The organism is Brevundimonas sp. FV1ps31S (assembly GCF_058681265.1).
This window is the reverse complement of sequence record NZ_CM178735.1, coordinates 2,341,246-2,367,585: the sequence shown is the minus strand read 5'-3', so window position 1 is coordinate 2,367,585 and position 26,340 is coordinate 2,341,246. Positions and strand designations below refer to the sequence as shown.

General features: G+C 66.9%; 31 protein-coding genes, 1 pseudogene and 2 riboswitches. Of the genes and pseudogenes, 16 read left to right on the top strand and 16 right to left on the bottom strand.

The window, feature by feature from the left end; translation table 11 throughout:
• Positions 1–10: 10 nt before the first annotated feature.
• Both ACVPT3_RS11240 and ACVPT3_RS11235 read right to left on the bottom strand, forming a co-directional pair.
• Positions 11–691, bottom strand: a complete 681-nt coding sequence (locus ACVPT3_RS11240) for an SdpI family protein (protein WP_492040972.1) — start codon at positions 689–691, stop codon at positions 11–13.
• A complete protein-coding gene (locus ACVPT3_RS11235) occupies positions 688–993 on the bottom strand; it encodes a metalloregulator ArsR/SmtB family transcription factor (RefSeq protein WP_492040971.1) in 306 nt (101 codons plus the stop codon). Before ACVPT3_RS11235 ends, ACVPT3_RS11240 begins: the two co-directional genes overlap by 4 nt.
• Positions 994–1,140: 147 nt before the next feature.
• Here ACVPT3_RS11235 and ACVPT3_RS11230 point away from each other — a divergent pair, with 147 nt between their 5' ends.
• The 3 genes and pseudogenes from ACVPT3_RS11230 to ACVPT3_RS11220 all read left to right on the top strand — a co-directional run bounded on the left by ACVPT3_RS11230 (position 1,141) and on the right by ACVPT3_RS11220 (position 4,653).
• On the top strand, positions 1,141–3,378 hold the full coding sequence (locus tag ACVPT3_RS11230) for a TonB-dependent receptor (RefSeq protein ID WP_492040970.1): 2,238 nt from the start codon (positions 1,141–1,143) through the stop codon (positions 3,376–3,378).
• Positions 3,288–4,474, top strand: a pseudogene (locus ACVPT3_RS11225) (PepSY-associated TM helix domain-containing protein). The gene ACVPT3_RS11230 and the pseudogene ACVPT3_RS11225 overlap by 91 nt, the downstream one beginning before the upstream one ends.
• Positions 4,471–4,653, top strand: a complete 183-nt coding sequence (locus tag ACVPT3_RS11220; RefSeq protein ID WP_492040969.1) for a hypothetical protein — start codon at positions 4,471–4,473, stop codon at positions 4,651–4,653. Before ACVPT3_RS11225 ends, ACVPT3_RS11220 begins: the two are co-directional and overlap by 4 nt.
• 6 nt (positions 4,654–4,659) lie before the next feature.
• Here ACVPT3_RS11220 and erpA read toward each other — a convergent pair whose 3' ends face one another.
• Positions 4,660–4,977, bottom strand: a complete 318-nt coding sequence (gene erpA / locus ACVPT3_RS11215; protein WP_039245694.1) for an iron-sulfur cluster insertion protein ErpA — start codon at positions 4,975–4,977, stop codon at positions 4,660–4,662.
• Positions 4,978–5,119: 142 nt separating this feature from the next.
• Here erpA and ACVPT3_RS11210 point away from each other — a divergent pair, with 142 nt between their 5' ends.
• The 6 genes from ACVPT3_RS11210 (at position 5,120) to ACVPT3_RS11185 (ending at position 11,456) form a co-directional block, all read left to right on the top strand.
• Positions 5,120–6,310, top strand: coding sequence for a deoxyguanosinetriphosphate triphosphohydrolase (locus ACVPT3_RS11210; RefSeq protein WP_492040968.1), 1,191 nt, complete (start codon positions 5,120–5,122; stop codon positions 6,308–6,310).
• An 81-nt stretch (positions 6,311–6,391) separates the two neighbouring features.
• Positions 6,392–7,168: an SPOR domain-containing protein gene (locus ACVPT3_RS11205; protein ID WP_492040967.1), complete on the top strand. Its 777-nt coding sequence runs from the start codon at positions 6,392–6,394 to the stop codon at positions 7,166–7,168.
• A complete protein-coding gene (nagZ, locus tag ACVPT3_RS11200; protein ID WP_492040966.1) occupies positions 7,165–8,214 on the top strand; it encodes a beta-N-acetylhexosaminidase in 1,050 nt (349 codons plus the stop codon). The genes ACVPT3_RS11205 and nagZ overlap by 4 nt, the downstream gene beginning before the upstream one ends.
• A gap of 54 nt (positions 8,215–8,268) precedes the next feature.
• A complete protein-coding gene (locus ACVPT3_RS11195) occupies positions 8,269–9,090 on the top strand; it encodes a segregation and condensation protein A (RefSeq protein WP_492040965.1) in 822 nt (273 codons plus the stop codon).
• A 21-nt stretch (positions 9,091–9,111) separates the two neighbouring features.
• Positions 9,112–9,771, top strand: a complete 660-nt coding sequence (scpB, locus tag ACVPT3_RS11190; RefSeq protein ID WP_492040964.1) for an SMC-Scp complex subunit ScpB — start codon at positions 9,112–9,114, stop codon at positions 9,769–9,771.
• A 143-nt stretch (positions 9,772–9,914) separates the two neighbouring features.
• Positions 9,915–11,456: a sensor histidine kinase gene (locus ACVPT3_RS11185; protein ID WP_492040963.1), complete on the top strand. Its 1,542-nt coding sequence runs from the start codon at positions 9,915–9,917 to the stop codon at positions 11,454–11,456.
• Here the strand turns inward: ACVPT3_RS11185 and ispH are convergent.
• Positions 11,428–12,399, bottom strand: coding sequence for a 4-hydroxy-3-methylbut-2-enyl diphosphate reductase (ispH, locus tag ACVPT3_RS11180; RefSeq protein ID WP_492040962.1), 972 nt, complete (start codon positions 12,397–12,399; stop codon positions 11,428–11,430). The two genes, ACVPT3_RS11185 and ispH, sit on opposite strands and share 29 nt — an antisense overlap.
• A gap of 237 nt (positions 12,400–12,636) precedes the next feature.
• Between ispH and ACVPT3_RS11175 the strand changes: the two genes are divergently transcribed.
• The 5 genes from ACVPT3_RS11175 (at position 12,637) to ACVPT3_RS11155 (ending at position 15,225) form a co-directional block, all read left to right on the top strand.
• Positions 12,637–12,996 carry an AtpZ/AtpI family protein gene (locus ACVPT3_RS11175; RefSeq protein WP_492040961.1) on the top strand — a complete coding sequence of 120 codons (360 nt, stop codon included), beginning with the start codon at positions 12,637–12,639 and terminating at the stop codon, positions 12,994–12,996.
• A gap of 6 nt (positions 12,997–13,002) precedes the next feature.
• On the top strand, positions 13,003–13,788 hold the full coding sequence (locus ACVPT3_RS11170; protein WP_492040960.1) for a F0F1 ATP synthase subunit A: 786 nt from the start codon (positions 13,003–13,005) through the stop codon (positions 13,786–13,788).
• A 56-nt stretch (positions 13,789–13,844) separates the two neighbouring features.
• On the top strand, positions 13,845–14,069 hold the full coding sequence (locus tag ACVPT3_RS11165) for a F0F1 ATP synthase subunit C (RefSeq protein ID WP_008261286.1): 225 nt from the start codon (positions 13,845–13,847) through the stop codon (positions 14,067–14,069).
• Positions 14,070–14,137: 68 nt separating this feature from the next.
• Positions 14,138–14,710 carry a F0F1 ATP synthase subunit B family protein gene (locus ACVPT3_RS11160; RefSeq protein ID WP_492040959.1) on the top strand — a complete coding sequence of 191 codons (573 nt, stop codon included), beginning with the start codon at positions 14,138–14,140 and terminating at the stop codon, positions 14,708–14,710.
• Entirely contained in the window at positions 14,710–15,225 is a 516-nt protein-coding gene (locus ACVPT3_RS11155) for a F0F1 ATP synthase subunit B (protein ID WP_008258724.1), read from the top strand. Before ACVPT3_RS11160 ends, ACVPT3_RS11155 begins: the two co-directional genes overlap by 1 nt.
• Positions 15,226–15,299: 74 nt before the next feature.
• On the opposite strand, the gene ACVPT3_RS11150 is transcribed toward ACVPT3_RS11155, so the two are convergent.
• The 8 genes from ACVPT3_RS11150 to gcvT form a co-directional block, all read right to left on the bottom strand.
• Positions 15,300–15,770 (bottom strand): DUF6789 family protein, encoded by a 471-nt coding sequence (locus ACVPT3_RS11150; RefSeq protein ID WP_492040958.1) that lies wholly within the window; start codon positions 15,768–15,770, stop codon positions 15,300–15,302.
• A 132-nt stretch (positions 15,771–15,902) separates the two neighbouring features.
• Positions 15,903–16,307, bottom strand: coding sequence for a hypothetical protein (locus tag ACVPT3_RS11145; protein ID WP_492040957.1), 405 nt, complete (start codon positions 16,305–16,307; stop codon positions 15,903–15,905).
• A gap of 252 nt (positions 16,308–16,559) precedes the next feature.
• Positions 16,560–16,736, bottom strand: a complete 177-nt coding sequence (locus tag ACVPT3_RS11140; RefSeq protein WP_492043815.1) for a type II toxin-antitoxin system HicA family toxin — start codon at positions 16,734–16,736, stop codon at positions 16,560–16,562.
• A gap of 36 nt (positions 16,737–16,772) precedes the next feature.
• Positions 16,773–16,970 (bottom strand): type II toxin-antitoxin system HicB family antitoxin, encoded by a 198-nt coding sequence (locus tag ACVPT3_RS11135; protein WP_492040956.1) that lies wholly within the window; start codon positions 16,968–16,970, stop codon positions 16,773–16,775.
• Positions 16,971–17,013: 43 nt separating this feature from the next.
• A complete protein-coding gene (gcvPB, locus tag ACVPT3_RS11130; RefSeq protein ID WP_492040955.1) occupies positions 17,014–18,582 on the bottom strand; it encodes an aminomethyl-transferring glycine dehydrogenase subunit GcvPB in 1,569 nt (522 codons plus the stop codon).
• A 12-nt stretch (positions 18,583–18,594) separates the two neighbouring features.
• Positions 18,595–19,941: an aminomethyl-transferring glycine dehydrogenase subunit GcvPA gene (gene gcvPA, locus ACVPT3_RS11125; protein ID WP_492040954.1), complete on the bottom strand. Its 1,347-nt coding sequence runs from the start codon at positions 19,939–19,941 to the stop codon at positions 18,595–18,597.
• A 65-nt stretch (positions 19,942–20,006) separates the two neighbouring features.
• Positions 20,007–20,372 (bottom strand): glycine cleavage system protein GcvH, encoded by a 366-nt coding sequence (gene gcvH / locus ACVPT3_RS11120; RefSeq protein WP_492040953.1) that lies wholly within the window; start codon positions 20,370–20,372, stop codon positions 20,007–20,009.
• A 10-nt stretch (positions 20,373–20,382) separates the two neighbouring features.
• Positions 20,383–21,513 (bottom strand): glycine cleavage system aminomethyltransferase GcvT, encoded by a 1,131-nt coding sequence (gene gcvT, locus ACVPT3_RS11115; protein ID WP_492040952.1) that lies wholly within the window; start codon positions 21,511–21,513, stop codon positions 20,383–20,385.
• 55 nt (positions 21,514–21,568) lie between these two features.
• Positions 21,569–21,654: riboswitch (glycine riboswitch) on the bottom strand.
• A gap of 4 nt (positions 21,655–21,658) precedes the next feature.
• Positions 21,659–21,754, bottom strand: a riboswitch (glycine riboswitch).
• Positions 21,755–21,921: 167 nt separating this feature from the next.
• Here gcvT and ACVPT3_RS11110 point away from each other — a divergent pair.
• Together ACVPT3_RS11110 and pncA are read left to right on the top strand one after the other, a co-directional pair.
• A complete protein-coding gene (locus tag ACVPT3_RS11110) occupies positions 21,922–22,893 on the top strand; it encodes a class 1 fructose-bisphosphatase (RefSeq protein ID WP_492040951.1) in 972 nt (323 codons plus the stop codon).
• Positions 22,893–23,525, top strand: a complete 633-nt coding sequence (pncA, locus tag ACVPT3_RS11105; RefSeq protein ID WP_492040950.1) for a bifunctional nicotinamidase/pyrazinamidase — start codon at positions 22,893–22,895, stop codon at positions 23,523–23,525. Before ACVPT3_RS11110 ends, pncA begins: the two co-directional genes overlap by 1 nt.
• A 187-nt stretch (positions 23,526–23,712) precedes the next feature.
• On the opposite strand, the gene ACVPT3_RS11100 is transcribed toward pncA, so the two are convergent.
• From ACVPT3_RS11100 to ACVPT3_RS11085, 4 genes are read right to left on the bottom strand one after another with little or no spacing between them, the layout of a single operon-like run.
• Positions 23,713–24,741: an adenosine deaminase gene (locus ACVPT3_RS11100; RefSeq protein WP_492040949.1), complete on the bottom strand. Its 1,029-nt coding sequence runs from the start codon at positions 24,739–24,741 to the stop codon at positions 23,713–23,715.
• Positions 24,738–25,160 (bottom strand): type II toxin-antitoxin system VapC family toxin, encoded by a 423-nt coding sequence (locus ACVPT3_RS11095; RefSeq protein WP_492040948.1) that lies wholly within the window; start codon positions 25,158–25,160, stop codon positions 24,738–24,740. The genes ACVPT3_RS11100 and ACVPT3_RS11095 overlap by 4 nt, the downstream gene beginning before the upstream one ends.
• 5 nt (positions 25,161–25,165) lie before the next feature.
• The gene (locus tag ACVPT3_RS11090; RefSeq protein ID WP_492040947.1) at positions 25,166–25,405 is read right to left on the bottom strand and encodes a FitA-like ribbon-helix-helix domain-containing protein; all 240 of its coding nucleotides are present in this window, start codon (positions 25,403–25,405) and stop codon (positions 25,166–25,168) included.
• A gap of 49 nt (positions 25,406–25,454) precedes the next feature.
• Complete coding sequence (locus tag ACVPT3_RS11085) at positions 25,455–26,285, bottom strand: PIN domain-containing protein (RefSeq protein ID WP_492040946.1); 831 nt, start codon at positions 26,283–26,285, stop codon at positions 25,455–25,457.
• Positions 26,286–26,340: the final 55 nt, after the last annotated feature.

Sequence of the window (26,340 nt, the reverse complement as noted above, 5' to 3'; positions counted from 1 at the left end):
TGGATGGGGTTCAGAAGGGCTGGCGGTCGGGATCGCTGCGCCAGACGCGCCAGCTCTCGAACACCGAGACGGCGGCGACGATCAGGACGGCGACGATCAGGGACAGGGCGCCAAGCGGTTGGGGCGCCAGGGGCGCGGCCATAAGGCCGACCAGCCCCAGCAGGAAGAGCAGGCGTCCCGCCAACCGGTTGGAGCGGTCCCAGGCCAGCCGACTCTTGTAGCTCCAGGGCGTGCGGACCCCGACCACCGGATTGGGCGCGACCCGGCCGAGGAAGGCGCCCAGGACCAGAAGGATCAGCGACACCCCCGCCATGGTGACGACCGGTCCGGTGTCGGTCGTGGCGTTGCCCAGCCCCGCCCAGCTGATCAGCAGGCCGATGAGGGCGAAAACGAACAGGGTGACGCCCTGGCCGATCCGCAGGGACCGGCCGCGCGAAGGGTCGCCTTCAGAAACGGCGCGCAGGGCGCTCAGGCCCAGCCCGGCTGTGGCGATGAAGCCGATCAGGGTCATGCCGCCGAGGAAGGTCGCGAACTCGACCCGACTTCCCCACCGATCCACCTGGAACTCGCTGTTCCAGTGCATCGGTATCGGCTCTGCGGGGCCGTTGAAGCCGACGTGCAGGGCGAAGGCGGTCTGGACCGCAAAGATGGCGAAGGTCAGATAGTCCAGCAGCGACAGGCGATCTTTCATCGACGCGGCTCCTTCTGGCCGATGGACGGGGCTTCGGCGGTTTCGCCCGTTCCGGCCATGTCCATCAGAAAGGCCATGGCCTCTTCGATGGCCGAGATCTCCAGCCGATAGCGAATGGTCTGGCCCTCGCGCTCGGGACTGACGAGGCCGGCTTCCTTTAAGGCGTTGAGATGGCCGGTGATCGTGGGCCAGCTCATGTCGAAGCCGGCGGCGATGTCGCCGGAGGCCAGAGGACCGGCGCGCAGCATGGCGATGATGCGACGGCGCACCGGATGCGACAGGGCTTTGAACAGGATGTTCATAGGAAAGACCCTAATTAGGGAATGCGCTAATTGCAAGAGAGGGTGCGGCAAGACGCGCGGAGGCGAGACAAGGTGCGCCATTGCAAGGCAATCGCATCAGGGGGTATGAGCCGCCTCTTCCTTGATCTTGAGAATGTTTTGCAAACCATGGCTCGCTCGACCCGCCGTCTCGCCTGCGCCGCCAGCCTGCTGGCCCTCACTGTCGCCACGCCCGCCCTGGCCCAGCAGGCGACGACCGCGCCCGCCGAGCTGGACGAGATCGTCGTCACCGGCTCGCAGGTGCGGCTGACCGGCGTGGCCGCCGGCGGTCAGGTGGCCACGGGCGGGCGGGTCGGCCTGCTGGGCAATATGGACGTGATGGACACGCCCTTTTCGACCAGCAACTACACCGAGACGCTGATCCGCGATCAGCAGGCGCGCGGCATCGGCGACGTGCTGCAGAACGATCCGACGGTGCGGGTGTCCAAGGGGTTCGGCAATTTCCAGGAGCTGTATGTGATCCGGGGCTTCCCGGTCTTCTCGGACGACATGAGCTATAACGGCCTGTACGGCGTGTTGCCGCGTCAGTTCGTGGCGGCCGAACTGGTCGAGCGGGTCGAGGTGTTTCGCGGCGCCAGCGCCTTCCTGAACGGCGCCGCGCCGGGCGGGACGGGCGTAGGCGGGGCCTTCAACCTGACGCCCAAACGCGCCGGCGAACCCCTGACGCGCCTGACCGCAGGGGTGTCGGGCAATGACGAGATCTACGCCGCCGCCGACCTGGCCCGTCGCTTCGGCGCTGAGGAAGAATGGGGCACCCGCCTAAACCTGGTCAGCCGCGATGGCGAGGGCTCGGTCGAGAAAGAGAACGGCCAGCTGCGCGTCGTCGGCCTGGGCCTGGACCGCCGAGGCGCCCGCGTCCGCTTTTCGGCCGACCTGGGCTGGCAGGACCACCGCATCGACGCGCCGCGTCCCAGCGTGACCCCGGGTACCGCCATCCCTGACGCCCCGTCGGCCGACAAGAATTTCGCGCAGTCCTGGACCTATACGGACGAGGAGCAGCTGTTCGGCGCGGTGCGTGGCGAGTTCGACCTGTCGGACACGGTCACCGCCTGGGCGGCCTTCGGCGGGCGTCAGGGCCAGGAAGACAACAGCCTGGCCAATCCGCGCGCCGACGCCAGCGGCGCGATCCGCGGCTATCGCTTCGATAATATCCGCGAGGACACAGTCTGGTCGGGCGACGTCGGGGTGCGCGCCGACCTGACGACCGGCCCGGTCGAGCACCGTCTGGTGGCCTCGGCCTCGCAGATCCAGTCGAAGTCGAAGAACGCCTGGGCGGCTTCGAGCTTCAGCGGCTATGCGTTCGGGACGCTGAGCAACCCGATCCTGGGGCCTGCGCCGGCCATCACCAGCGTATCGGGCGATCTGGATGATCCGAACATCACCGAGCGGGTCAAGAACACCAGCGTCGCCGTGGCGGACGTGATGTCCTTCCTGGACGGCCGCGTCTTGGCGACGGTCGGCGTCCGCTATCAGGAGATCGAGACCCGCTCCTACGCCTATGCCGACGGCGCCTTCGGCTCGGGCTATTCCAGCGATGCGACCACCCCGGCCTTCGCCCTAGTCTACAAGCCCAGCGACAAGATCTCGCTATACGCCAACTATGCCGAGGCGCTTGTGCCAGGAACCACCGCGCCGACGCTGGCGAACGCTGTGGTAGCAGGCTGGGGAGACGCGGCCGTGCCGGTCACCGTCACCAACGCAGGCGAAGTGCTGGAGCCTTTCCGCGCTGAACAGGCCGAAGTCGGAGTGAAGTATGACGCGGGGTCGTTCGGCGGCACGCTGAGCGTTTTCCGCACGACCCTGCCCAGCGCGCTGGTCTCGATCACATCCAACGGAGATCCCGTCGCGGGCGCTCGGCCTACAGGCGTTTACACCGACGGCGGCGAGCAGGAGAACCAGGGCGTCGAACTGACCGTCTATGGCGAGCCGGTCGCCGGCCTGCGCCTGATCGGCGGCGCGACCTGGCTGGAGGCCGAGATCAACCGCTCGCTGACCGCCGCGAACGAAGGCAACTCCGCCATCGGCGTGCCGAACTTCCAGATCAACGCCAATGTCGAATGGGACGTGCCGATGGTCAGCGGCCTGACGCTGGAGGGCCGTGCGGTCCATACCGGCGCGCAGCCCGCCAATGCGACCAACACGCTGGAGCTGGAAGAGTGGACCCGGTTCGACGCCGGCCTGCGATACGCCTTCGTCGCCGGCGGCAAGGATCTGACGGTGCGGGCGCGGGTCGAGAACCTCGCGGATGAGGACCAGTGGGTCGCCGTCGGGGGCTATCCGGGTTCGAACTATCTGACCCTGGGCGCGCCGCGCACCTTCCGCCTGTCGGTCTCGGCGGAATTCTGATCGGATGAAGACGCGGACCATCCGCGCCTGGTCGTGGACGCACAAATGGTCGAGCCTGGTCTCCACGCTCTTCCTGCTGATGCTGTGCGTCACGGGCCTGCCGCTGGTCTTTTCCCATGAGATCGAAGAGGTCCTGCTGGAGCAGGCGTGGACGCCGGCCAATCCGGGCGGACCGCTGCTGAGCCTGGACGAAGTGCTGGGCGCAGGCTTGGCGCTTCACCCGGGCGAGGTCCCCGCCTTCATGAGCTTCGACGAGGACCGGCCGGTGGTGAACGTCACCAGCGTGGATCCGAACGGCCCGGCCGGTCGCTACAGTTTCGAGCCGATCGACCAGACCAGCGGCGCGGTCGCCCCGCCGGTGGCGGGCCATCCGGTGATGGAGTTCCTGCTCCAGCTGCACACCGACATGTTCCTGGGCCTGCCGGGCATGCTGTTCCTGGGCCTGATGGGTCTGATGCTGATCGTGGCCGTGGTGTCGGGGGTGGTGCTGTACGCCCCCTTCATGCGGCGTCTGCCGTTCGGCACGGTGCGCGCGGCCAAGGCGGCGCGAACGCGGTGGCTGGACTATCATAATCTGCTGGGCGTGGTGACCGTTGCCTGGGTGCTGGTGGTCGGGGCGACGGGGGTGATCAACACCCTGGCCACGCCGATCCTGGCCTATTGGAAGAACACGGCGCTGAAGGAACTGACCGTCGCCTATGACGCCCCCGCGCCGACGGGCGAGCGGGCTTCGCTGGATGCGGCGGTGGAGCGGGCGAAACAGGCCCTGCCGGGCATGAAGCTTCAGTTCGTGGCGTTTCCGGGGACCGACTATTCAACCGACCACCACTATGCCGTCTTCTTCCACGGCGACACGCCGCTGACGACCCATCTGACCACGCCGGCCCTGATCGACGCCCGGACCGGACAACTGTCGGCCGTGGCCCCGACGCCCTGGTATGTGAAGGCCCTGTCGCTGTCCCAGCCGCTGCACTTCGGCGACTATGGCGGGCTGGGGCTGAAAATCCTGTGGGCGCTGCTGGACCTGGCGACCATCGTCATCCTGGGGTCCGGCCTGTACCTGTGGCTGGTCAAGGCGCGGTGGAAACCGGCATGAGCCGCAAGGACCTGAATCTGTGGGCCATCTTCGGCGCGCCTGTCGCGGTCTTCGTGCTCAGCCTGACGGGGCTGATCGGCGCCCTGCTGGGAGACGGCGTCTGGGATGCGGTCTTTTCGGCCCTGCTGGCCTCGACCGTGGTCGTCACCGTCTGGGCCCTGATCCGGCGCCGACGCTGACCGACGTCAGATCGAGAAGCTAACGCCGCAGCCGCAGCTGGAGGCGGCGTTGGGATTGCGGACCACGAACTGGGCGCCGGCCAGTTCGTCGACATAGGCGATCTCGGAATTCTTAAGGAAGGGGACCGAGACCGGGTCGATCAGGGCGGTCTGGCCGTCGGCCTGGATGCGCAGGTCGTCGTCCTCGGCCGTTTCGACCAGTTCGAACCGGTACTGGAAGCCTGAACAGCCGCCGCCGTCCACCGCCACGCGCAGCATCAGGGTCTTGCCCTCGGCCGCGCCCAGCTTGGCCAGGCGTTTGGCGGCGCTGGCGGCCAGGACAATGCCTTCCGGCGCGCGCGTGGCGACGCTGAAGGCGGGTGTGGACGGTTCTGTGGATTGGACGGTGCTCACGGCTGTCTATATGAGGCGCGCAAGGGCGTTCGCAAAGGGCCGCCCGCATCAAACCAGCCTCAAAGTTGATGACTTGAGCCAGACACCTCTCGCCCCCTACGCCGAACGCGCCGATCTGACCAAGGGCCGTCGCTTCTTCGAGCCGCCCAGCCGGACCCGCACGCCCTTCGCGCGCGACCGCGACCGGATCATCCATGCGACCGCCTTCCGCCGCCTGAAGGAGAAGACCCAGGTCTTCGTGGCGCATGAGGGCGATCACTATCGCACCCGCCTGACCCATTCGCTGGAGGTGGCGCAGATCGCCCGGTCGTTGGCCCATGCGCTGCGGCTGGATGACGATCTGGCCGAGACGGTCGCTCTGGCCCACGATCTGGGCCACCCGCCCTTCGCCCATGCGGGCGAGGACGAACTGGTGATCCAGATGGCCGACCACGGCGGCTTCGACCACAATGTCCAGAGCTTCCGCGTCGTCACCGAGCTGGAGAACCGCTATCCGCAGTTCGACGGCCTGAACCTGAGCTGGGAGACGGTCGAGGGGGTCATCAAGCACAATGGGCCCGTGTCGCACCGGCTGGACGAACCGGCCTGGTCGGTGGTGCGGCCGTACCGGACGGACGGCGAGGCGGGCTGGGACCTGCGCCTGGGCACCTTCGCCTCGCTGGAGGCCCAGTGCGCCGCCATCGCCGACGATATCGCCTACAATAACCACGACGTGGACGATGGGGTGCAGGCGGGGCTGATCACCCTGCAAGACCTCGATCAGGTGCCGCTGATCGGACCCATGCTGGCCGAGGTGCGGCGCGACTGGCCGGCCATCGACGACCGGATGCTGCGGATCGAGGCCGTGCGGCGGATGATCGGGGTCATGGTCGAGGACGTCCTGGCCGAGACGGCGCGGCGGCTGGAAGAGGACCGGATCGGCTCGACCGAGGACGTGCGCACGGCGTCGCGGACCATGGTGGACTTCTCACGGTCGATGCACGCGGACCTGGCCATTCTGCGCAAGTTCCTGTTCGAGCGGATGTATCGCCACTACCGGGTCAACCGGACGCGCAGCCAGGCGCGGCGGGTGCTGTCGCAACTGTTCGAATTGTTCATGGCCGAGCCGGAGGTGATGCCGCCGGAGTGGAGCGTGCCCGCCCTGACCGAGGACCGGACGGCCAGGGCCCGTGCGGTGTGCGACTATATCGCCGGGATGACCGACCGCTACGCGATAGAAGTCCACCAGAAACTGTTCAGCCTCGACCTGGCGCTCGATCTGTGATTCGAAAGACGGCGGCGGGGCGTTAGACTAACCGTTCGACGCGCCGATTCGCTGCGTCGGACAGAACGGCGGAGCGCGACCATGTCTTTTGATGACGACAACAGACCCGGACAGGGCGCCTATACGCCCCCGACCGACGACGATCTGCCGTTCCGTCGCAATTCCTATGATCCGCGCGCCGGCGGCGGCCGAAACGTCGGGTCGGGCGGGGGCAAGTCGCCGCCCGTGACCCTGATCGTCAGCGCCGTGATCCTGCTGGTGCTGATCATCGCCGTGATCTTCTTCTATCGCTCAGGCATGCGCGCCTCGACCGACGCCCCGCCGGCCGTCGGCCAGCCCGTCGGCGAGATGAAGACCGCCGCGCCGGTCGACGCTCAGCCGGTCGACCCGGCGGCAGGCGTCCGCGTGTATCGCGACGAGGCCGAGACCACCGACGCCCCCGTGACCTTCACCCCGCCGCCCGAGGCGCCCCAGCCGCGTCCGGCCGCGCCCCCGACCGCCGCCCCAACCGGCCAGGGCCTGCCGACGGCCGCCCCCGCGCCCCGTCCCGCCACCCCGGCGCCCAAGACCGACGCCCCGACGCCCGCCGCTCCGGCGCCGACAGCTCCCGCCGCCGGCGGCTCAGCCTCGGTCCAGATCGGAGCCTTCTCCTCCACCGAGATCGCCGACCGGGAATACGCCGCCGTCGCCGGCCGCTTCGGCCAATATGCGTCGGGCGCCGAAAAGCGGGTGACCGAGGTGACCTCGTCCAGCGGCTCGACCCTGTACCGCACCACCTTCACCGGCCTGTCGCGTGAGCGGGCGGTGGCCTTCTGCAACGCCCTGAAGGCCGCCGGACGGGATTGTATCGTTCGGTGACTTCCGCCGCCATTTACGGATGTGCGGGCCATCGGCTGACGGAGGAAGAACGCGCCTTCTTCGCCGAGGCGCGGCCGTGGGGCTTCGTGCTGTTCCGGCGCAACATCGACAGCCCGGAACAGGTGCGGGCCCTGACGGACGAGCTGCGCGCCGCAATCGGTGACACCGACGCCCCGATTCTGGTTGATCAGGAGGGCGGACGGGTTCAGCGGATGGGGCCGCCCCACTGGCCCAAGTATCCGCCGGGGAGCGCCTATCTGGAGGCGGCTGGCGATATAGACGCCGCCCGAGACCTGGTGCGCTTGGGGGCGCGGCTGATGGCGCACGATCTGCGCGACGTGGGGATCAATGTTGATCTTCTGCCGGTGCTGGACGTGCCGGTGCCCGGCGCCCACGACATCATCGGCGACCGCGCCTATGGCCGCGACCCTCAAACCGTGGCCCTGCTGGGCCGCGCGGCGGCTGAGGGGCTGCTGGCGGGCGGGGTGCTGCCCTGTATCAAGCATATGCCGGGGCACGGTCGCGCTTTCGCCGACACGCACAAGGACTTGCCGACGGTCCACGCCGATCTGGAAACTCTGGACGCCTGGGATTTCGCCCCGTTCAAGGCCCTGTCCGACATGCCGATCGGCATGACGGCGCACATCGTCTTCACCGCCATCGACCCAAAACGTCCCGCCACCCAGTCCAAGAAGGCGATCCGGCTGATCCGCGAACGGTTGGGCTTCGGCGGTCTGCTGCTGTCGGATGATCTGGTGATGAACGCCCTGTCCGGCAGTCTGACCCAGAGGGCGCACAAGGCGCTGAAGGCGGGATGCGACATCGTCATCCACTGGAACGGCGACATGAACGAGATGCGTCAGGTCGCCGAGGGCGTCGGCTCGCTGAAGGGCAAGGCGAAGGCCAGGGCCGAGGCGGCGATGGCGCGGATCGTCCGTGTTCCGGAGCCCCTCGATCCGGTCGCGGGCCACGAGCGCTTCTTCCGCGCAATGGAAGGCAAGCTGGACGCCGCCAAGGGGCCGGACGTGGGCGAGGCCCAGGCGTGACCCGCGTAGACCGTACCGGCCTCAAGCAGCGCGAAGCGCGGTAGGCCAACAAGAATGACCGACGCCTTTCAGCCCAATCTGGATTTCAGCGCCGTCGCGGAGGTCGAGGAGCGTGAGGCCTTCGTCGTCGATCTGGACGGTTATGAGGGGCCGCTGCACGTCTTGCTGGCCCTGGCGCGGACGCAGAAGGTCGATCTGCTGAAACTGTCGATCACCCAGCTGGCGGAACAGTATCTGGCCTTCGTGCATGAGGCCCGGCGGCGCAACTTCGCCCTGGCGGCGGATTATCTCGTGATGGCGTCCTGGCTGGCCTATCTGAAATCCCGCCTGCTGCTGCCCCGCACCGAAAAGGACAAGGGCGAGGAGCCGCCGGCCGAGGTGATGGCCGCCGCCCTGGCCTTCCGCCTGCAGAAGCTGGAGGCCATGCGCAAAGCCGTCGACCAGCTTTTGGCCCGCCCCCAGCTGAAGCGCGACGTCTTCACCCGCGGCGATCCCGAGGCGACGGTGATCGTCCCCTCCGACCGGATCGACGCAAGCCTGTATGAGCTGATGAGCGCCTATGTGACCCAGCGTCGCCGGGAGGGCGCGCGGCGTTATTCTCCCGGCCAGAGGGTCGAGGCCTTTCCGCTTGAGGCGGCGCGCGACTGGCTGCGCGAGATCATGCCCCGCCTGGCCGACTGGACCCCGCTGGACCAGGTCGCGCCGCGTCCCGAAGATGCGGACGGCCCCAGCCAGGCCAGCTATACGGCCTCGACCCTGTCGGCCAGCCTGGAACTGGTGAAGGAGGGGGCGATGGACATCCGCCAGACGGCGCCGTTCGCGGACCTGTATCTGAAGCGGCGGGGAGAAGGGCATCCGCTGGAGCTGACGCCGTGATGCGTGGATTGACGAAGGCCCATGTCTGACCTGTCCTTCCAACCGGACGAGGCCGAGATCGAGCGCCGGGTCGAGGCCCTGCTGTTCGCCGCCGCTGGGCCCTTGAGCGCCGCCGAGATCGCCGCCCGCCTGCCCGAGGGCGCCGACGTCGCCCGCGCCCTGTCCGGCCTGCGCGCCCGGTACGAGGGGCGAGGCGTCGAGCTGGACTGCGTCGCCGACCGCTGGCGGTTCCGCACGGCGGCGGACCTAGCCTTCATGATGACCGAAGAGCGCGAGGAGCCGCGTCGCTTGTCTAGGGCCGCGCTCGAGACCCTGGCCATCATCGCCTATCACCAGCCCGTCACCCGGGCCGAGATCGAAAGCGTGCGCGGCGTCACCCTGTCGAAGGGCACGCTGGATCTGTTGCTGGAGATGGGGTTCGTGCGGCTGCGCGGGCGTCGGCGCACGCCGGGACGGCCCGTCACCTACGCCACCGCCGACCGTTTCCTGGAACATTTCGGCCTGGCCAGCCTGTATGATCTTCCCGGCGCGCAGGAGATGAAGGCCGCCGGCCTGCTGGATCTGTCGCTGCCGGTCGGATTCGAATTGCCCGATCCAGGCCGAACCGACGCCGCCGAGGACGAAGGCCCCCTTATGGAAGACGACGCGCCCGAGTTCGCCCAGGATTTCGTCGGCGATTAGGGATAACTCCGTATCCGTCCATTAACGGCCCCTGGCGTCCTCAACCCATAAGCTTGGCCTTAGAGGGACGGGGGCGTCGGGTGAAGTCAGATTTGAACGGATTCCGCATCGTCGGCTTCCTGATCCTTGCCGCCTTGGTCGGCATGATCGGCGTGCTGGGCATTGTCAGCAAGGGAATCGACGACCACCAACGCGGGCGCGATCAGGCGATGGTCGGTCTAAGGTTGGCCCGCGTCACAGAGACCGCCGGCGAGGATCTGGCTCCGGTGACGGTCTGGGACGAGGCTGTCCAGGAACTGAGCGGGCCGAATGCTTCGCAGTGGTTTGATCGTTTCGTGGGCCCCGTCTACACCCATCGCCACGGGCATCTGGCGACGTTCAGCTACAATTCTTCAGGCCGTCTTGTGCGGGCCCATCACGCAAACGGAGGGCCGCATGCAAACGAGAGCCACCCTCTGGCGCGGGCCGTCCGTCCGCTGATCGACCAGCTCGCCGCCGAGGCGCGGCAACGCGATCGTTCGACCCATGGCAAGGCGGCGCACCTTGTAAGGACGAGCTTCGTGCGGGTCGACGGCGCCGTCTATGTCGTGGCGGTCTCCACGGTCGTGCGCCACACCGCAAACGGGCCTGCAACGGGCGGCGATCCCATGATCGCGACCTTCAAGCCCTTCGATGCCGAGGTCGAATGGATTCGGACTCGGATGGGCAAGGCGGACGTGCGGTTTTTATCCGGAACCCGCCCGCCAAAAGGCATGGCGGCAATACCGATCCTCGACGCCAACGGCGCGCCACTTGGCCAGGTGGCTTGGACGCCGGAACGTCCCGGCTACAAGATATTGACCCACGCCCTGCCGGTTCTGCTTTTGATGATGGGCATCTTGGCGACGTGCGCCGGTTTGCTGATGAGGCGGATGTATACGGACATGTGTCGCCTGCGGGCGTCTGAGGCGGCGCTTTTGGTTGCTCTGAAACAAGCCGAGGCTGCGAATGCGGCCAAGAGCCGCTTTCTGTCCAACATCAGCCATGAGCTGCGCACCCCGTTGAACGGGGTTCTTGGCATGGCGGAAGTGCTCAGCCAGGATCCGTTGACGCAGCGGCAGCGTGACCGCCTCGATATTCTGAAGGAATCCGGAAATCGGCAGTTGAGGTTGATCGAGGATCTGCTTGACGTCGTTCGGCTGGGCGACGGCGCCGTGACGCTGGACGAGCGCCCCCTACGACCCGCCGTCTTGTTGCGCGGCCTTTACAATGATTATCGCGCCGCTGCTGCGGCGAAGGGGGTTTCGCTCAAGGTGGATGCGACTGAGGGCGAGTGGCTGGGCGACAGCATTCACCTGGAAAAGCTGCTGGGCGCCCTTGTTCACAACGCCATCCGTTTCACCGAGTCTGGCGAAGTGAGCGTGCGCGCCCTCGCTGGCGATGGCCTGATTTTCGAAGTTCAGGACACGGGCCCCGGTATGACGAAGACCGAGACTGCAGTTCTGTTCGATCCCTTTGCTCAGGGGGACGACAGCAGAACCCGCAAGACGGAAGGTCTGGGATTGGGCCTGACGGCCGCCAATGGTCTGGCGCGGCTGATGGGCGGACGGATCGACGTCGACAGCACGCCGGGGCGCGGCAGCCTGTTCCGTGTGATTCTGCCGCTCGAGCCCATGCTCAGGTCGTCAGAAGCCGCGGCAGCTTGAAGGTCACAGTCTCGCGCGCGCCGCCGTCCTCGGTGACGGTGGCGTCGAACCGCGCGCGAATCGCGTCGATCAGGGCTTCGATCAACGGTTCGGGCGCCGAGGCGCCGGCGGTGACGCCCACCGTCTGAACCCCGTCGAACCAGCTCCAGTCCACCTGCGAGGCGTCGTCGACCAGCCGGGCGTCGCGGGCGCCGGCGCGTACCGCGACTTCCACCAGCCGGGCCGAGTTGGACGAGTTCTTGGACCCGACCACCAGCACCAGCTCGCAGCCCTCGCCCAGCACCTTGACTGCGTCCTGGCGGTTGGTGGTGGCGTAGCAGATGTCTTCCTTGTGCGGGTCCGGCAGTTCGGGGAAGCGGCGTTTCAGCACCTTCAATATGCCCGCCGTGTCGTCGACCGACAGGGTGGTCTGGGTCGCATAGGCCAGGGGGGCGTCACCGGGCCGCTCGAACGATTCGGCGTCGGCCTCGGTCTCGATCAGGCTGATGGCGCCCGGCGGCAGTTGACCCATGGTGCCGATCACCTCCGGATGGCCGGCATGGCCGATCAGGATGATATGGCGGCCCGCGTCATGATGACGCTCCGCCTCCACATGGACCTTGGAAACCAGGGGGCAGGTGGCGTCGAGGAACAGCAGCTGGCGCGCCTGGGCGTTGGCGGGCACCGACTTGGGCACGCCGTGGGCCGAGAAGACGACCGGCCGGTCGTCCGGACATTCGTCCAGCTCCTTGACGAAGATCGCGCCCATGGACTTCAGCCGCTCGACCACATGGCGGTTATGGACGATCTCGTGGCGCACATAGACGGGGGCGCCGTATTTCTCGATCGCGCGCTCGACGATCTGGATCGCCCGGTCCACCCCGGCGCAGAAACCGCGCGGCGTCGCCAACCGCACCGCGATGGGGCGGTGTTCGGGCGAGGGGGCGGGGACGTGCATGTTCATGGCCGCAACCTAGTCGTTCGCGCGACATATCGCCATGCGGGGCGAGCGAATCCCCGCCCTCAGACAGCGACGCATCGCCACGGTCAGGCCCTGTCCTGCGAAAATCGAGCTTGAACAAAGATTTAGCCCGTATTCACGACGCCTTGACCAACCGGCCGCTCACGATTAGTTTCCGCGCCGAATTCAGACCCGCCCGAACAGCGTGTTCAGGCGCTGAGCGAACAGGTCCTGTCCCCTATGTCGGAATCGCGCGAAGAGGCGATCAAACGCCTCCAAGACAGCGCATCCGCATTGGAGGCGCGGACGACGGCGGAGAAATCCGCCGAGCTGACCGGCCATCAGGTGGCGGGGCAGGCCTACAAGATCATCGCCGAACTTCTCGGCGGGGTTCTGATCGGTCTGGCGTTCGGATTTATCGCGGATTGGGTCTTTGGGACCCGCCCGTGGGGTTTGATCGGCGGGGTCCTGTTGGGCTTCGCCTTGTCGATTTACATGGCGCGTCGCACAGCAAACCGGCTGATGGCGCAGGCCAAGGCGTTAGGGACGTCGGCTCCGGCCGATCCTTACGTCGAGGCCGACGAAGACGGGGAACGATAGGGCTTCATGGCCGATCCGATTCATCAGTTTCAGATTCAGAAGGTCATCGACCTTCCTGACGTGACCCTGCCTGTGCTGGGGACGGTCGATTTGGCTGTGACCAATTCGCACATCGCCATGACGGCCGCCTTCGTCGTGATCGTCGGCTTCCTGGCCGCCGTGACCTCGAACGCCCAGGTCGTCCCGGGTCGCCTTCAGGCCGCCGGCGAGGGCCTGTTCGGCCTGATCGACAATCTGGCCGACTCGATTATTGGTCATGAAGGTCGCAAGTATTTCCCGTTCGTCTTCACCCTGTTCGTCCTGATCCTGGGCATGAACATCCTGGGTCTGTTCCTGACCTTCACGGCGACGTCGCAGCTGGCCATCACGGTCACCTTCGCCCTGATCACCTTCGGTCTGGTTCTGGCCGTCGGCTTCGCCAAGAACGGCCTGGGCTTCTTCAAGCTGTTCTGGCCCATGGGCGCGCCGCTGGCGCTGCGCCCGGTCGTCGGCCTGATCGAGTTCGTCTCCTTCCTGCTCCGTCCGGTCACCCTGGCGCTTCGTCTGTTCGGCAACATGCTGGGCGGCCACGTGGCGCTGAAGATCTTCGCCGGCTTCGTCGTGTCGCTGGGCCTGCTGGGTCTGGGCGGCGGCGTGGGCCTGCTGGCCTTCCCCGTTGCGGCCCTGTCGCTGGGTATGGTCGTGGCGCTGACCGCGCTGGAGTTCCTCGTGGCCTTCCTTCAGGCTTTCGTTTTCGCCGTTCTGGCCTGCATCTATCTGAATGATGTGGTCAACCTGGACCACGCCCACTAAGGGCCGGACCAGTCTCTTCACCCCAACCACCAACGACTTAATCTAGGAATACAATCATGGACGCTGAAGCCGCCAAGTACATCGGTGCCGGTCTCGCAACCCTGGGCATGATCGGTTCGGCCCTGGGCGTGGGCAACATCTTCGGCCAGTTCCTGGCCGGCGCCCTGCGCAACCCGTCGGCCGCCGCCGGCCAAGTCGGCAACCTGTTCGTCGGCGCCGCTCTGGCCGAAGCCCTGGGCATCCTGGCCTTCGTGCTCGGCATCCTGATGATCTTCGGCTGATATCAGCCGATACCGGCGCGCGGGGTTCGCCCGCGCGCCGTTTCATCTGATCCTGCAGCAGACGGTTCATGGCCAGCACCCACACCAACGACGCGCTTCCCGCTTCGGTCGAAGCGGACCTGCACGCCGAGACGGCGACCGCCGCCGAGCACGGCTCGGGCGGCCTGCCGCAATTCCAGTTCGAACACTGGGCGGGCCAGATCGGCTATCTGCTGATCCTGTTCGTCGTCCTGTACGTCCTGGTCTCCAAGGTCTTCGCGCCGCGCCTTCGCAAGGTGATGGACGAACGGGCCGATACGATTTCCAACGCCGTCGCCACCGCGCGTCAGGTCCAGGCCGAGGCCGCCGACCAGGCCGCTCAGGCCCAGGCCGAAGTCGCCAAAGCTCGCGCCGACGCTCGCGCGATGGCCGCCGCCGCCAAGGCGCGCGTGACCGAAGACGCCAACGCTCGTCAGGCCGCTGAAGAAGCCGTGGTCAACGCCCGCATCGCCGAGGCCGAGACCGCCATCGGCAAGACACGCGATGCGGCCATGGCCAATGTGGCCGTGATCGCCTCCGACGCCGCCGCCGCCATGGTTGAGCGCCTGACCGGCAAGACCGCCACTGCGGCCGAACTGGCTACGGCCAAGGGAGCCGTCTGATGAACCTGATCTTCGAACACGGCATCTGGAGCTTCGCCAACGCGGAGATCTGGGTCGGTATCGGCCTGCTGATCTTCTTCGGCATCCTGATCGCGGCCGGCGTGCCCAAGATCGCCGCCGCCCAGCTGGACGCCAAGGGCGCCAAGATCCAGGCTGACCTGGACGAGGCCGCCCGTCTGCGCGCCGAGGCCGAGGCTCTGCTGGCCCAGATCCGCAAAGAGAAGGCCGAGGCCGAGGCCCAGGCCGCCGAGATGATGGCCCAGGCGGAAGCCGACGCCCGTCGTCTGGAAGTCGAATCCAAGGCCAAGCTGGAAGAGACCCTGGCCCGTCGCCAGAAGATGGCCGAGACCCGCATCGCCCAGGCCGAAGCCCAGGCCTCGGCCGAGGTCAAGGCCGCCGCTGCTGACCTGGCCGCCAAGGCTGCGGAACAGATCCTGGCCGCTCGCCTCGCCGGCGGCGCCAAGGACCCGCTGCTGGACGCCGCGATCGCTCAGATCGGCGATCGACTGAACTAGTTCGCGGCCTTCGCCGTTCAACAAAAAGGGCCCCGCCGTCGCGCGGGGCCCTTTTCTATTCCGGCATGAGAAGATCAGTGGGCGATGGCCCCTCCGGCGAACTCCGCCGCCTGGCGCTTGTCGCGGCTGACCAGCCGCGCATAGACATTCCCCAGGACGATGCCGAACACGGCGTGGGTGATCAGAAGCCAGCCGATGGTGCCAAAGCCTGCGCCGGCGGTGAAGGTCCGGTAGTTTCCGAACATCACTATGGCCGCCATCATCACGACCCAGGCGCCGACCGCGAAGACGATGCCCTTGGTTTCCGGCGTGTCCGTGGGCAGTCGTGGGCAAAGCATCGCGAACAGCGGCCCCAGGATGAATACGCCGCTGAAGACATGGATGGCCCAGCCGACGGCCAGGTTGCCCGGCATCCCGATCATGTTGGCGATCACCCCTTGGAAGGGATCGAACCAGTTGAGGAAGAGGTTTGGTATTTCAAGCAAGGAAACGGCCACCGTCGCGGCGACACCCGCGACCAGACCTTTTTGTACGCGTGACATCATGACCTTGGCGCCTCCCAACGCTTTAGTGGATCTCTGATAACGCCAGCGCAGAATACGCCTGACGGGGGAGGACCGGGTTCACGATGCCGTGGTTAGCGGCTGCGATAACGCAGTTGCGAAATCTTCCGTTAACTAGCGGAAGATTTTCCGGAAATAGCGTCGCATTCCCTTGCGCGTCCGTATCAGCCGTCGCCCCGAACGCTTCAGCACCACCTTTTCGGCCCGCAGCGCCTGTTGCCAGAACACCGGGGCGAACTCGGGCTTCTTCCGCATGAGTCGACGGAAGGGATAGACCCATTTCGGTCGGGCGTACTGGGCGCGGATGAACAGACGCTTGGCCCCGAAGGAGCTCTTCAGGATCAGCATCAGGCCGACGGCGATGACGGGAATGCCGCCAGGGCCGGGCAGGGGCGCGATCAGAATGCCCAGAAGCACGACGAACAGCCCGCCGGCCATCAAGGCCCAACGCTTCAGCGCGCGCAGCGTACGGCTGCGCGAGCGGGAGGACGGAAGGCGGATCGCAGTTGCGAAGGTCAAGACGGCGCCAGACGGAGAGGAGGGAGGAGGCCCAATGACAACGATCATCACGGCCGCCCGATCCCCGTTGGGGAGGGGAAAGAGCAACCGTGGCCAACCTGCCACAGCGACCTTAAGACGGTGTGTCCATGGCCGATCCGTGTCTGGGATGTGAAGCTTTGGTCATGATTGACCAAGGGGTCTGCGCTGTTGCAGACAGGACACGAATGCAGAATGGGTCTGTTTGGACGCCGATCAGACGTCCCGTGCTGATCAGAGGTCGCGGGGGTGCAGGCCCGTGGTTTTTGCTATCCGGGCCATCATGCGGGGACCGATCTCTTCTTCGTCATGAAAGGCGAAGACGACGTCAGACCAGCCGTCTCGGGACAGGGTGCGATGGGAACCTGTACGGTGCTTCTCCACCCACCCCAGTCGATGCAAAGCCGCCAGAACGCGGCGGGCCGGCCTTTGCGCTGGGCCATTGGCTCATGCGGCGGCGAAAAATCCGCCCAACTCGGGGGCGGGTTCGCCGTTCTCCAGTCGATCCGCCAGGACACGCAGGACGAGGGCTTCGACGCGCGCCTCCGCTTCATCGCGCGTCGCCCCATAGGCGAGGGCGCCGGGGACAGCCTCCACCTCGGCGATCCAGCGCCCGTCTTCTTCCTGTTCGACCGCGACCTGCATGAGTTCAGGGTCGCGCGAAAGACGGGCGCTGTCGAGTCTGGCCTCAAGCCGCCTGGTTCGAACCTGCCGGCGCGGTCCAGCGCAGCACCGGCGAGCGGGCCGCGCGGGTTTCGTCCAGGCGCTTCAGCGGGGCGTGGAAGGGCGCGCCCTTGAAGCGGTCGACGTCGCCGGCTTTCGCCGCTTGGGCCAGCAGGCGCATCGCGTGGATGAAGCGATCCAGTTCGGCCTTGGACTCGGTTTCGGTCGGCTCGATCAGCATGGCCCCGTGGACGACCAGGGGGAAATACATGGTCATCGGGTGGAAGCCCTCGTCGATCATCGCCTTGGCGAAGTCGAGCGTGGTAATGTCCGTGCCCTTCAGCCATTCGTCGTCGAACAGGGCCTCGTGCATGCAGGGGCCGTCGGGGAAGGCCGCCGACATCAGGTCCGACAGGCGGGCCTTGATGTAATTGGCGTTCAGCACGGCATCCTCGGCCACCTGGCGCAGGCCGTCGGCGCCGTGCGACATCATGTAGGACAGGGCGCGGACATACATGCCCATCTGGCCCTGGAAGGCGCACAGACGGCCAAAGGCCTGCTCGGCCTCGTCCTCCTCGCGCTCGATCAGGCGATAGCCGTCCTCGTCGTGCACGACCCAGGGGGCAGGCGCGAAGGGCGCGAGGGCCTCCGACAGCACCACCGGACCCGCGCCCGGACCGCCGCCGCCGTGCGGCGTCGAAAAGGTCTTGTGGAGGTTGATGTGCATCGCATCCACGCCGAGATCGCCCGGACGAACCCGGCCGACGATGGCGTTGAAGTTGGCCCCATCGCAGTAGAAATAGGCGCCGGCCGCGTGCGTCAGGCGGCTGATCTCCAGGATGTCGCGCTCGAACAGGCCGCAGGTGTTGGGGTTGGTCACCATGATGGCGGCGACGTCGTCGCCCAGCTTCGACGCCAGGTCGGCCACGTCCACGCGGCCGTCTTCGGTCTGGGCGACCTCGACGACGGTGTAGCCGACGAAGGCGGCGGTGGCCGGGTTGGTGCCGTGGGCGCTGGTCGGCACCAGCACCTTGCGGCGCTTCTCATGCTGGCCCGAGGCCTCGTGCGCGGCGCGGATGGCCATCAGGCCGCACAGTTCGCCGTGCGCGCCCGCCTTGGGCGACAGGGCGACGGCGGGCATGCCGGTCAGGGTCTTCAGCCAGTGGGCCAGCGTATCCATCAGCTCCAGCGCCCCCTGCACCGTCGAGATCGGCTGGAGCGGGTGGATGTCCGAGAAGCCGGCCAGGCGGGCCATCTTCTCGTTCAGGCGCGGGTTGTGCTTCATCGTGCACGAGCCCAGCGGATAGATGGCCAGGTCGATGGCGTGGTTCTTTTGGCTCAGCCGCACATAGTGGCGCATGGCCTCGGGCTCGGACAGGCCGGGCAGGCCGATCGGGTCCTTGCGAACCAGGTCGCCCAGGTCCGAACCGTCCGTCTTGGGCTCAGCCAGATCGACGCCGGTCTTGCCCCAGCCGTCACCCTCGAAGATCAGGGCTTCGTTCTGCAACAGACCCCGGCCGCCGGTCAGGGTGGCGGGCTTGGACTGGACTGCGTTCGGGGTGGTCGGACGGCCGACGGTGTTCATGGTGCTCATGGTCGTTATCCCTTACGCGCCGAGGACTTGGGTAAGCGCCTTGGCCAGGATCCGGATGTCTGCATCCAGGGTGGTTTCAGTGGCGGCGACCAGCAGTACGTCGTCCATGCCTGCATCGGGCGCCAGACGGCTGTAGGGCACGCCGGCCAGCAGGTGGTGACTTGCCAGCGCATCGACCACCTCGGCCGCGTTCTTGGGCAGGCGCACTGCGAACTCGTTGAAGAAGCGCTTCGTCAGGATCTCGACGCCCGGAATGGCGGCCAGGGCGTCGCGTGTGGCGACGGCCTTCTCGTGGTTCAGCAGGGCCAGTTTGCGTAGGCCCGTCTCGCCCAGCAGGCTCATATGAATGGTGAAGGCCAGGGTGCAGAGGCCGGAATTGGTGCAGATGTTCGACGTCGCCTTGTCGCGGCGGATATGCTGTTCCCGCGTCGACAGGGTCAGGACGAAACCGCGCTCGCCGTCGGCGTCCACGGTCTCGCCGGTCAGGCGGCCGGGCATCTGGCGGATCAGCTTCTCGCGCGTGGCGAACAGGCCGACATAGGGACCGCCGAAGTTCAGGGCGTTGCCGATCGACTGGCCCTCGGCCGCGACGATGTCGGCGCCCATTTCACCCGGCGACTTCAGCAGGCCCATGGACACGGCCTCGGTGACCACGACGATCAGCAGGGCGCCGGCGGCGTGTGCGGCCTCGGCGATCTTGGTCACATCCGTCGCCGTGCCGAAGACGTTCGGGGTTTGAACCACGACGCAGGCGGTGTCGGGACCGATCTGGTCGATCACGGCGGCTTCGGCGTCCACGGCGGCGGCCAGGACCTGGGTTTCGACGCCGACGGCGTGGACCACGGTCTCGGTCGCCTTGACGTAGTGGGGGTGAACCCCGCCCGAGATCACCGCCTTGTTGCGACGGGTCACGCGGGTCGCCATCAGCACGCCCTCGGCCATGGCGGTCGAGCCGTCATAGAGCGAGGCGTTGGCCACCGGCATGCCGGTCAGGTTGGCGACCTGGGTCTGGAACTCGTACAGGTACTGCAACGTGCCCTGGGCGATTTCCGGCTGATAGGGGGTGTAGCTGGTCAGGAACTCGGACCGCTGGATCACGTGATCGACGGTCGCCGGGACGTGGTGCTTGTAGGCCCCTGCGCCGCAGAAGAAGGGCACGGCGCCGGCCGTGGCGTTCTTGGCCGCCATGGCGGACAGGGCGCGTTCGACCTCCATCTCGCCGGCCACGCGCGGCAGGTCCACCGGCCCGTCCAGCCGCGCCGCCTCGGGCACGTCCACGAACAGGTCGTCGATCGATTTCGCGCCGATGGCGACGAGCATCGCCGTGCGGTCGTCGGGCGTCAGGGGGAGATAACGCATGGTCTTGTCCTGGGCCGTGAAAGGCCGAAGACCCGCTGACTCTTAATCAGCGGGTCCGATGGGGCTTAGAGGGTGGCGAGGAAGCCGTCGTAGGCGGTCTGGTCCATCAGGGCGTCCAGTTCGGCAGCGTCCGACACCTTGATCTTGGCGAACCAGCCGTCGCCTTGCGGGGCGGCATTAACGGTTTCCGGGGCGGTCGACAGCGCGTCATTGGCCTCGACCACCTCGCCCGAGACGGGGGCGTAGACGTCCGAGGCGGCCTTGACGCTCTCGACCACGGCGAAGCTGGCGCCCTTGGCGACGGTCTTGCCGACTTCCGGGACTTCAACGAACACGACGTCGCCTAGGGCGTCGGCGGCGTGCTTCGAGATGCCCACGGTGGCGATGTCGCCGTCCAGGCTGACCCACTCGTGATCCTTGGTGAACTTCATGATCTGATCCTCAGACGGTCTTCGGTTTGCGGTAATAGCGTTGCGCCACGAAGGGCATGGCGACGACTTCGGCGGCGGCGGATTTGCCGCGCACGACGACCTTCAACTCCGTACCCAGCGCGGCATACGCCGGCGGCACGAAGCCCATGGCGATGTTCTTGCCCAGCGTAGGGGAGGGGCCGCCCGAGGTGACCTTGCCGATGACGTTCCCGTCAGCGTCGGCGATCTCGGCGCCTTCACGGGCCGGGGCGCCTTCCTTGACGATCAGGCCCACGCGGACACGCGACGGCCCCTCAGCCAGTTCTTTCAGGATCCGGTCGGCGCCGGAGAAATCGGCCCGTTCCTTGCGTGACTTGGACAGGGCGAAGGTCAGGGCGCCTTCGACCGGGCTGGTGCTCGGGTCGATGTCATGGCCGTGCAGCGGCAGGCCGGCTTCCAGGCGCAGGCTGTCGCGGGCGCCCAGGCCTATCGGCTTGACGCGGGCGTCCTCCAGTATGGTGTTCCAGACGCGCTCGGCCTGATCCGCCGGCACCGAAATCTCATAGCCGTCCTCGCCGGTATAGCCCGAGCGCGAGACATAGCAGTCGACGCCGAACAGCATCAGCCGGGCGCATTCCATGAAGCCCATCTCGGCCAGGAGCGGCTCGTACGCCGACATGACTTCGGCGGCTTCCGGTCCCTGGATGGCGATCAGGGCGCGGTCCAGCACCGTCAGCTTGGCGTCGCCTTCAAGGTTCGCCTCCCAGAAGGCGAAGTCCTCGTCCTTGTTGCCGGCGTTGACGACGACGAACAGGCCGTCGTGGTCGGGACGGCCGGCCATCAGGTCGTCGATGATGCCGCCGTCCTTGTTCAGCAGCAGCGAATATTTCTGTTTGCCGGCCTTCAGGATTTCATAGTCGCCGGGCACGAAACGCTCAAACTGGGCGGTGGCGTCGGCGCCGGTGATCTTGCACTGGCCCATGTGCGACACGTCGAACAGGCCGGCGTGTTCGCGAGTCCAGCGGTGCTCGGCCAGGACGCCCTCATACTGGACCGGCATGTCATAGCCGCCGAAGCCCACCATCCGGGCCCCTAGCGCGCGGTGCGCGGCGTTCAGGGGCGTCGTTTTAAGAAGGGGGGTCTTCAGGGCTTGATCGGTCATGGTTCAGGCTTTCACGGTCGCGTTTGGTGGCGGAGCTCCGCCGTCTTCGCGCCCCCGCTGTCCTGAAGCCTGAGAGATTCCGGCGACCAAATCATGTCGCCTTGCTCCGTCGGCGCGCCCGTGAAGAGCGACTTTCCAGCGTCCGTATGCTGTCGCGGTCCGTTTGCCTGAGCGTTTCCGGGGCGGTTGCGCCTTCGGCGTCGGCCCGCCGAGGCGCACCGAACTCTCCCGCGAGAGCACCCGACCTAAGCCACCGACTCCGGGTCCAAGTCAAGCGTCGGCGGCTTTCGGAGGCCGTAAGGCGGCGTCATTGTCGCCGTTCGCATCGCCTGTTGTTGCGTCGCCCTTGCCCTCGCGCCGTCGGCCCGCCAAGAACGGGAACCGCCTCAGCCGCACCGGACCGACTGCATGACCGCCGACCGCACCCGCCTCGACGCCCATATCGCCGCCCTGGACGCGCCCGAGGGTCTGAAGACGGTCCTGACCGTCGTCGCCGCCACCTGCGCCGACATCAGCAAGGTCGTGGCCGGCGGCGCCCTAGCCGGCGCCCTGGGCGCCTCGGGCCAGATCAATGTTCAGGACGAGGAGCAGAAGAAGCTCGACGTCATGACCAACGACATGCTGACCGACGCTCTTCTGGCCAGCCCCGCCGTCGCCGGCGTCGCCTCCGAGGAAATGGACGAGGTCCAGCCCGCGCCTCATTCGACTGGTGAATACCTTGCCCTGTTCGACCCGCTGGACGGCTCGTCCAACATCGACATCAACGCCATGGTCGGCACCATCATCTCGGTGCTGAAGTCCGCCACGCCTTCGCCGACAGAGGCCGACTTCATGCAGCCGGGCCGCAATCAGGTCGCCGCCCTCTATGCCCTCTACGGTCCCCAGACCATGCTGGTTCTGACCACCGGCACGGGCGTGAAGGGCTTCACCCTGTCGAACGACGGCGACTGGATCCTGACCCACGACGACATCGCCATCTCGCCGGACACCAAGGAGTTCGCCATCAACATGTCGAACCTGCGCCACTGGTCCCAGCCGGTGCAGACCTACATCGGCGACCTGCTGAAGGGCGACGAAGGCCCGCGCGGCAAGAATTTCAACATGCGCTGGGTCGCGGCCATGGTCGCCGACGTCCACCGCATCCTGATGCGCGGCGGCGTCTTCCTGTACCCGTGGGACAGCCGCGAGCCGACCAAGCCTGGCAAGCTGCGCCTGATGTACGAGGGCAATCCGATGGCCTTCCTGGTCGAACAGGCCGGGGGCAAGGCGACGACGGACGGGGTGCAGCCCATCCTGGACATCCAACCCGAGCATCTGCACCAGCGCATCCCGGTGGCCCTGGGCTCGGCCAACGAGATCGACGCCTACGCGGGCGTGTGATGCTTATCCGCCCTACCGACGCCCTCCTGGTCATCGACCCGCAGAACGACTTCTGCGAGGGCGGCCGTCTGGCGGTCGCAGGCGGGGCGGGGATCATGCCGCTGATCAACCGGCTGGCCGAGCGGTTCGCCCGGGTGGTCGTGACCCAGGACTGGCACACGCCGGACCAGATTTCGTTCGCCTCCAACCACCGCGGCGCGACCCCCTTCACCGAGATCGAGGTCGCCTACGGCCGCCAGATGCTGTGGCCGGACCACTGTATCCAGGGTTCGCCCGGCGCCGACTTCCATCCCGACGTCGCGCCCACGGTGAAAAAGGCCCTGGCCGTAATCCGCAAGGGCTACAATCCGGCGGTGGATTCCTATTCCGGCTTCTTCGAGAACGACCATCGCACCCCGACGGGCTTGGCCGGCCTGTTGCGCGACCTGGGCGTGACCCGCGTCTTCCTCGCGGGCCTGGCCTTCGACTACTGCGTCCGCTTCACCGCCGAGGACGCGGTGCGGCAAGGCTTCGAGGCCCTGGTCATCTCCGACGCCAGCCGCGCCATCGCGCCGCAGACCGAGGCGGCGGCGCGGGACAGTTTCCGGGCGCTGGGGGTCGCGGAGATCGGGGCGGCGAGCGTCCTTGTCTAAACCCCTCTTCGTCATCCTCCGGCGAGCGCAGCGAGACCGGGGGACCCAGCGGCGCGCGTGAGCGCGAACCTGTGGCGGACGAGGTGTTCAAACATCGAGCGGCGGAAGCATCGCCTTCGGCGCCGCTGGGTCGCCCGGTCTGCTCCGCGAAGACGCGGCTTGCCGGAGGATGACGAAAGAAGAGGCGTCAGCCCCGCTTCGCGTAGGCCTCCACCTCCGCCACGAACGCCGCCTTCTCCGCCTCGCCCAGGAACGACCCCTCGAAACTGTTCCGCGCCAGCAGCGTCACCTGCTCCTTCGTCAGCCCGACCGCCGCCGCCAACCGGATGTAGTTGTCGTTCATGTATCCGCCGAAATAGGACGGGTCGTCCGAGTTCAGGGTGACGTGCAGGCCCCGGCGCAGCATCTCGGGCACGGGGTGGTCCTTCAGGTCATCGACGACGCACAGTTTCAGGTTCGACAGCGGGCAGACGGTCAGGGTCATCTGCTCGCGCGCCAGCCGCTCGACCAGGACCTCGTCCTCCATCGAGCGATTGCCGTGGTCCATCCGGTCGATGTGCAGCAGATCGAGCGCCTCGTGGACATAGGCCGGCGGGCCTTCCTCGCCGGCGTGGGCGCACAGTTTCAGGCCCAGGTCGCGCGCGGCGGCGAAGACGCGCTGGAACTTGGACGGCGGATGGCCGACCTCCGACGAATCCAGCCCCACCCCGATGAAATGATGCAGATAGGGTTTGGCCGCCTCCAGGGTCGCGAACGCCTCTTCCTCGGTCAGGTGACGCAGGAAGCTGAGGATCAGGCCCGAACTGACGCCCAGTTCCGCCTTGGCCCGGTCCATCCCCGCGATCAGCCCCTCGACCACCACGCCGAAGGCCACGCCCCGGTCCGTATGGGTCTGGGGATCGAAGAAGATCTCGGCGTGGCGCACGTTATCGGCGGCCGCCCGCTGGAAATAGGCGAAGGCCAGATCCTCGAAGTCCTTGCGCGTCAGCAGCACGGCGGCCCCGGCGTAATAGATGTCCAGGAAATCCTGCAGGTTCGAGAAATCATAGGCCGCCCGCACCGCCTCGACGCTGTCATAGGGGATGGACACCCCGTTGCGCTGGGCCAGCTCGAACATCAGCTCCGGCTCCAGCGAGCCCTCGATGTGCAGGTGCAGCTCCGCCTTGGGCAGGCTGGCGATATAGGCGTCGAGGTCAGTATCAAGTTTGCCGGTCATAGGCCGTTCTCCTGCGCATAGTCTTCCAGGCTCATGACTTCGATGCCCGTCGCCTCCGATGCCTCCACCTTGGCGATCAACTTCTTGTCCGCCGTCAAAAAGGGGACACCCAACTGTTCTGCGTGAGCGACGTAAAAGCAGTCATAGGCCGGATGTTCCAAGGCGATCGCCAACTGCACCGCCCGTTCGATCAGTCTGCGACCGGGCTCCACATAGAGGTTCATCGTCTCGATCAGTTCGACGGCCTGCATCGCCTGATCGCAGGTGATGTCGCCCATCCGGCAGCGCTTCCAGATGATGTTGGCGCATTCCGACAGGATCAGATCGGGCGCCGACCATGCCTGGGCGCGCAACGCGGCGACGGCGATGGAGCTGTCGGGCTCATGTAGGGCGACCTTGATCGCGACGCTGGCGTCCACGACGATCAACGATAATCCCGATCTTCTCGGATCAGGATTTCGGAGGGCGTGCTGAGCTTTCCCTTGGTGGCGTCGCGAAGGGCGGCGGCGCGGCGCTCCCACTCCGCGTCGATACGAGGCGTCAAAGCCTTGCGGAGAATTTCGCGATGCTCCGCCTCGGCCGAGCGATTGTTTTCCTGGGCGCGCTTCTTCAGGGCGATGGCGATGTCATCGTCGATGTTGCGGACGTGGAGGCTGACAGGCATGTTCGCTCCTTATGCTAGCACATATAGCACGGGGCGGGCCTTGCCGCCATTAGGCGTTCGACACCACCAGCCGCAGATGGCCAGTCTTGGTCTTCCTCGCATCGTCGGTCGGCGGCGGATCGGGGGGCGGGGGTAAGCTGGGGCGGGCGCTCCAGGCCTCGGGCCGTTCGATCCAGCCCTTGGTCGTCTTCAGCCGGTCGGGCAGCATGGACTGGGCCAGCAGATTGGAGCCGATCCCCACCAGTTCGTCGGTCCAGTTGGCGATCTGGCGGTTGTGAAGCCGGCCGGGCGGGGCGACACTGACGATCCGCTTGTTCGGATAGGCCTCGCGCACGAACCTCACGGTCGCCGCATGGTCCCCGTCGGTGGTCAGCAGATAGATGCTATCGACCCGGTTCGCCGCCACATCGTCCGCCACCGCCAGGGCCAGATTGACGTCGCTCTGCTTCTCCGTTGCCGCGCTCCAGACATGGCTGCAGGCGCGGCAGTGTTGGCCGTGGACGATGAAATGGCCCATCAGACAGCGCACGCGCCGCGCCCTCAGCGCCGTTTCATAGCGGAACTGCGCCTCCATTCGCGCCCGGGCCTGGGGCTTGTGCGCGCTGACCCAGACGACGCCGGTCAGCCGCTCAGTCGGATCAATCAGCCCCCGCCCCAGGGCCTGCAAGTCCAGCCACAGCCATTCTCGCCGCTTCTGATCCAGGAGCGCGTGGAACAGGTTGTAGCCGTCCACATACAGGACGGCCCGCCTTTTCAGGAACGGCGGCGTGAGGTCGCCTGGCCCAAAGGGGCGCAGGGCCGCGTCCGCCATGCGGATACGCCCCCGATGCTGACCCCAGGACTTGCGCCCCTTCGACTGCTGACCGTCGGGTTTCCCCATCCGTCGCCCGCTCCCTGTCCCCGGTGAAGGTTAACCAGAGCCGTCGAGCGGAGTC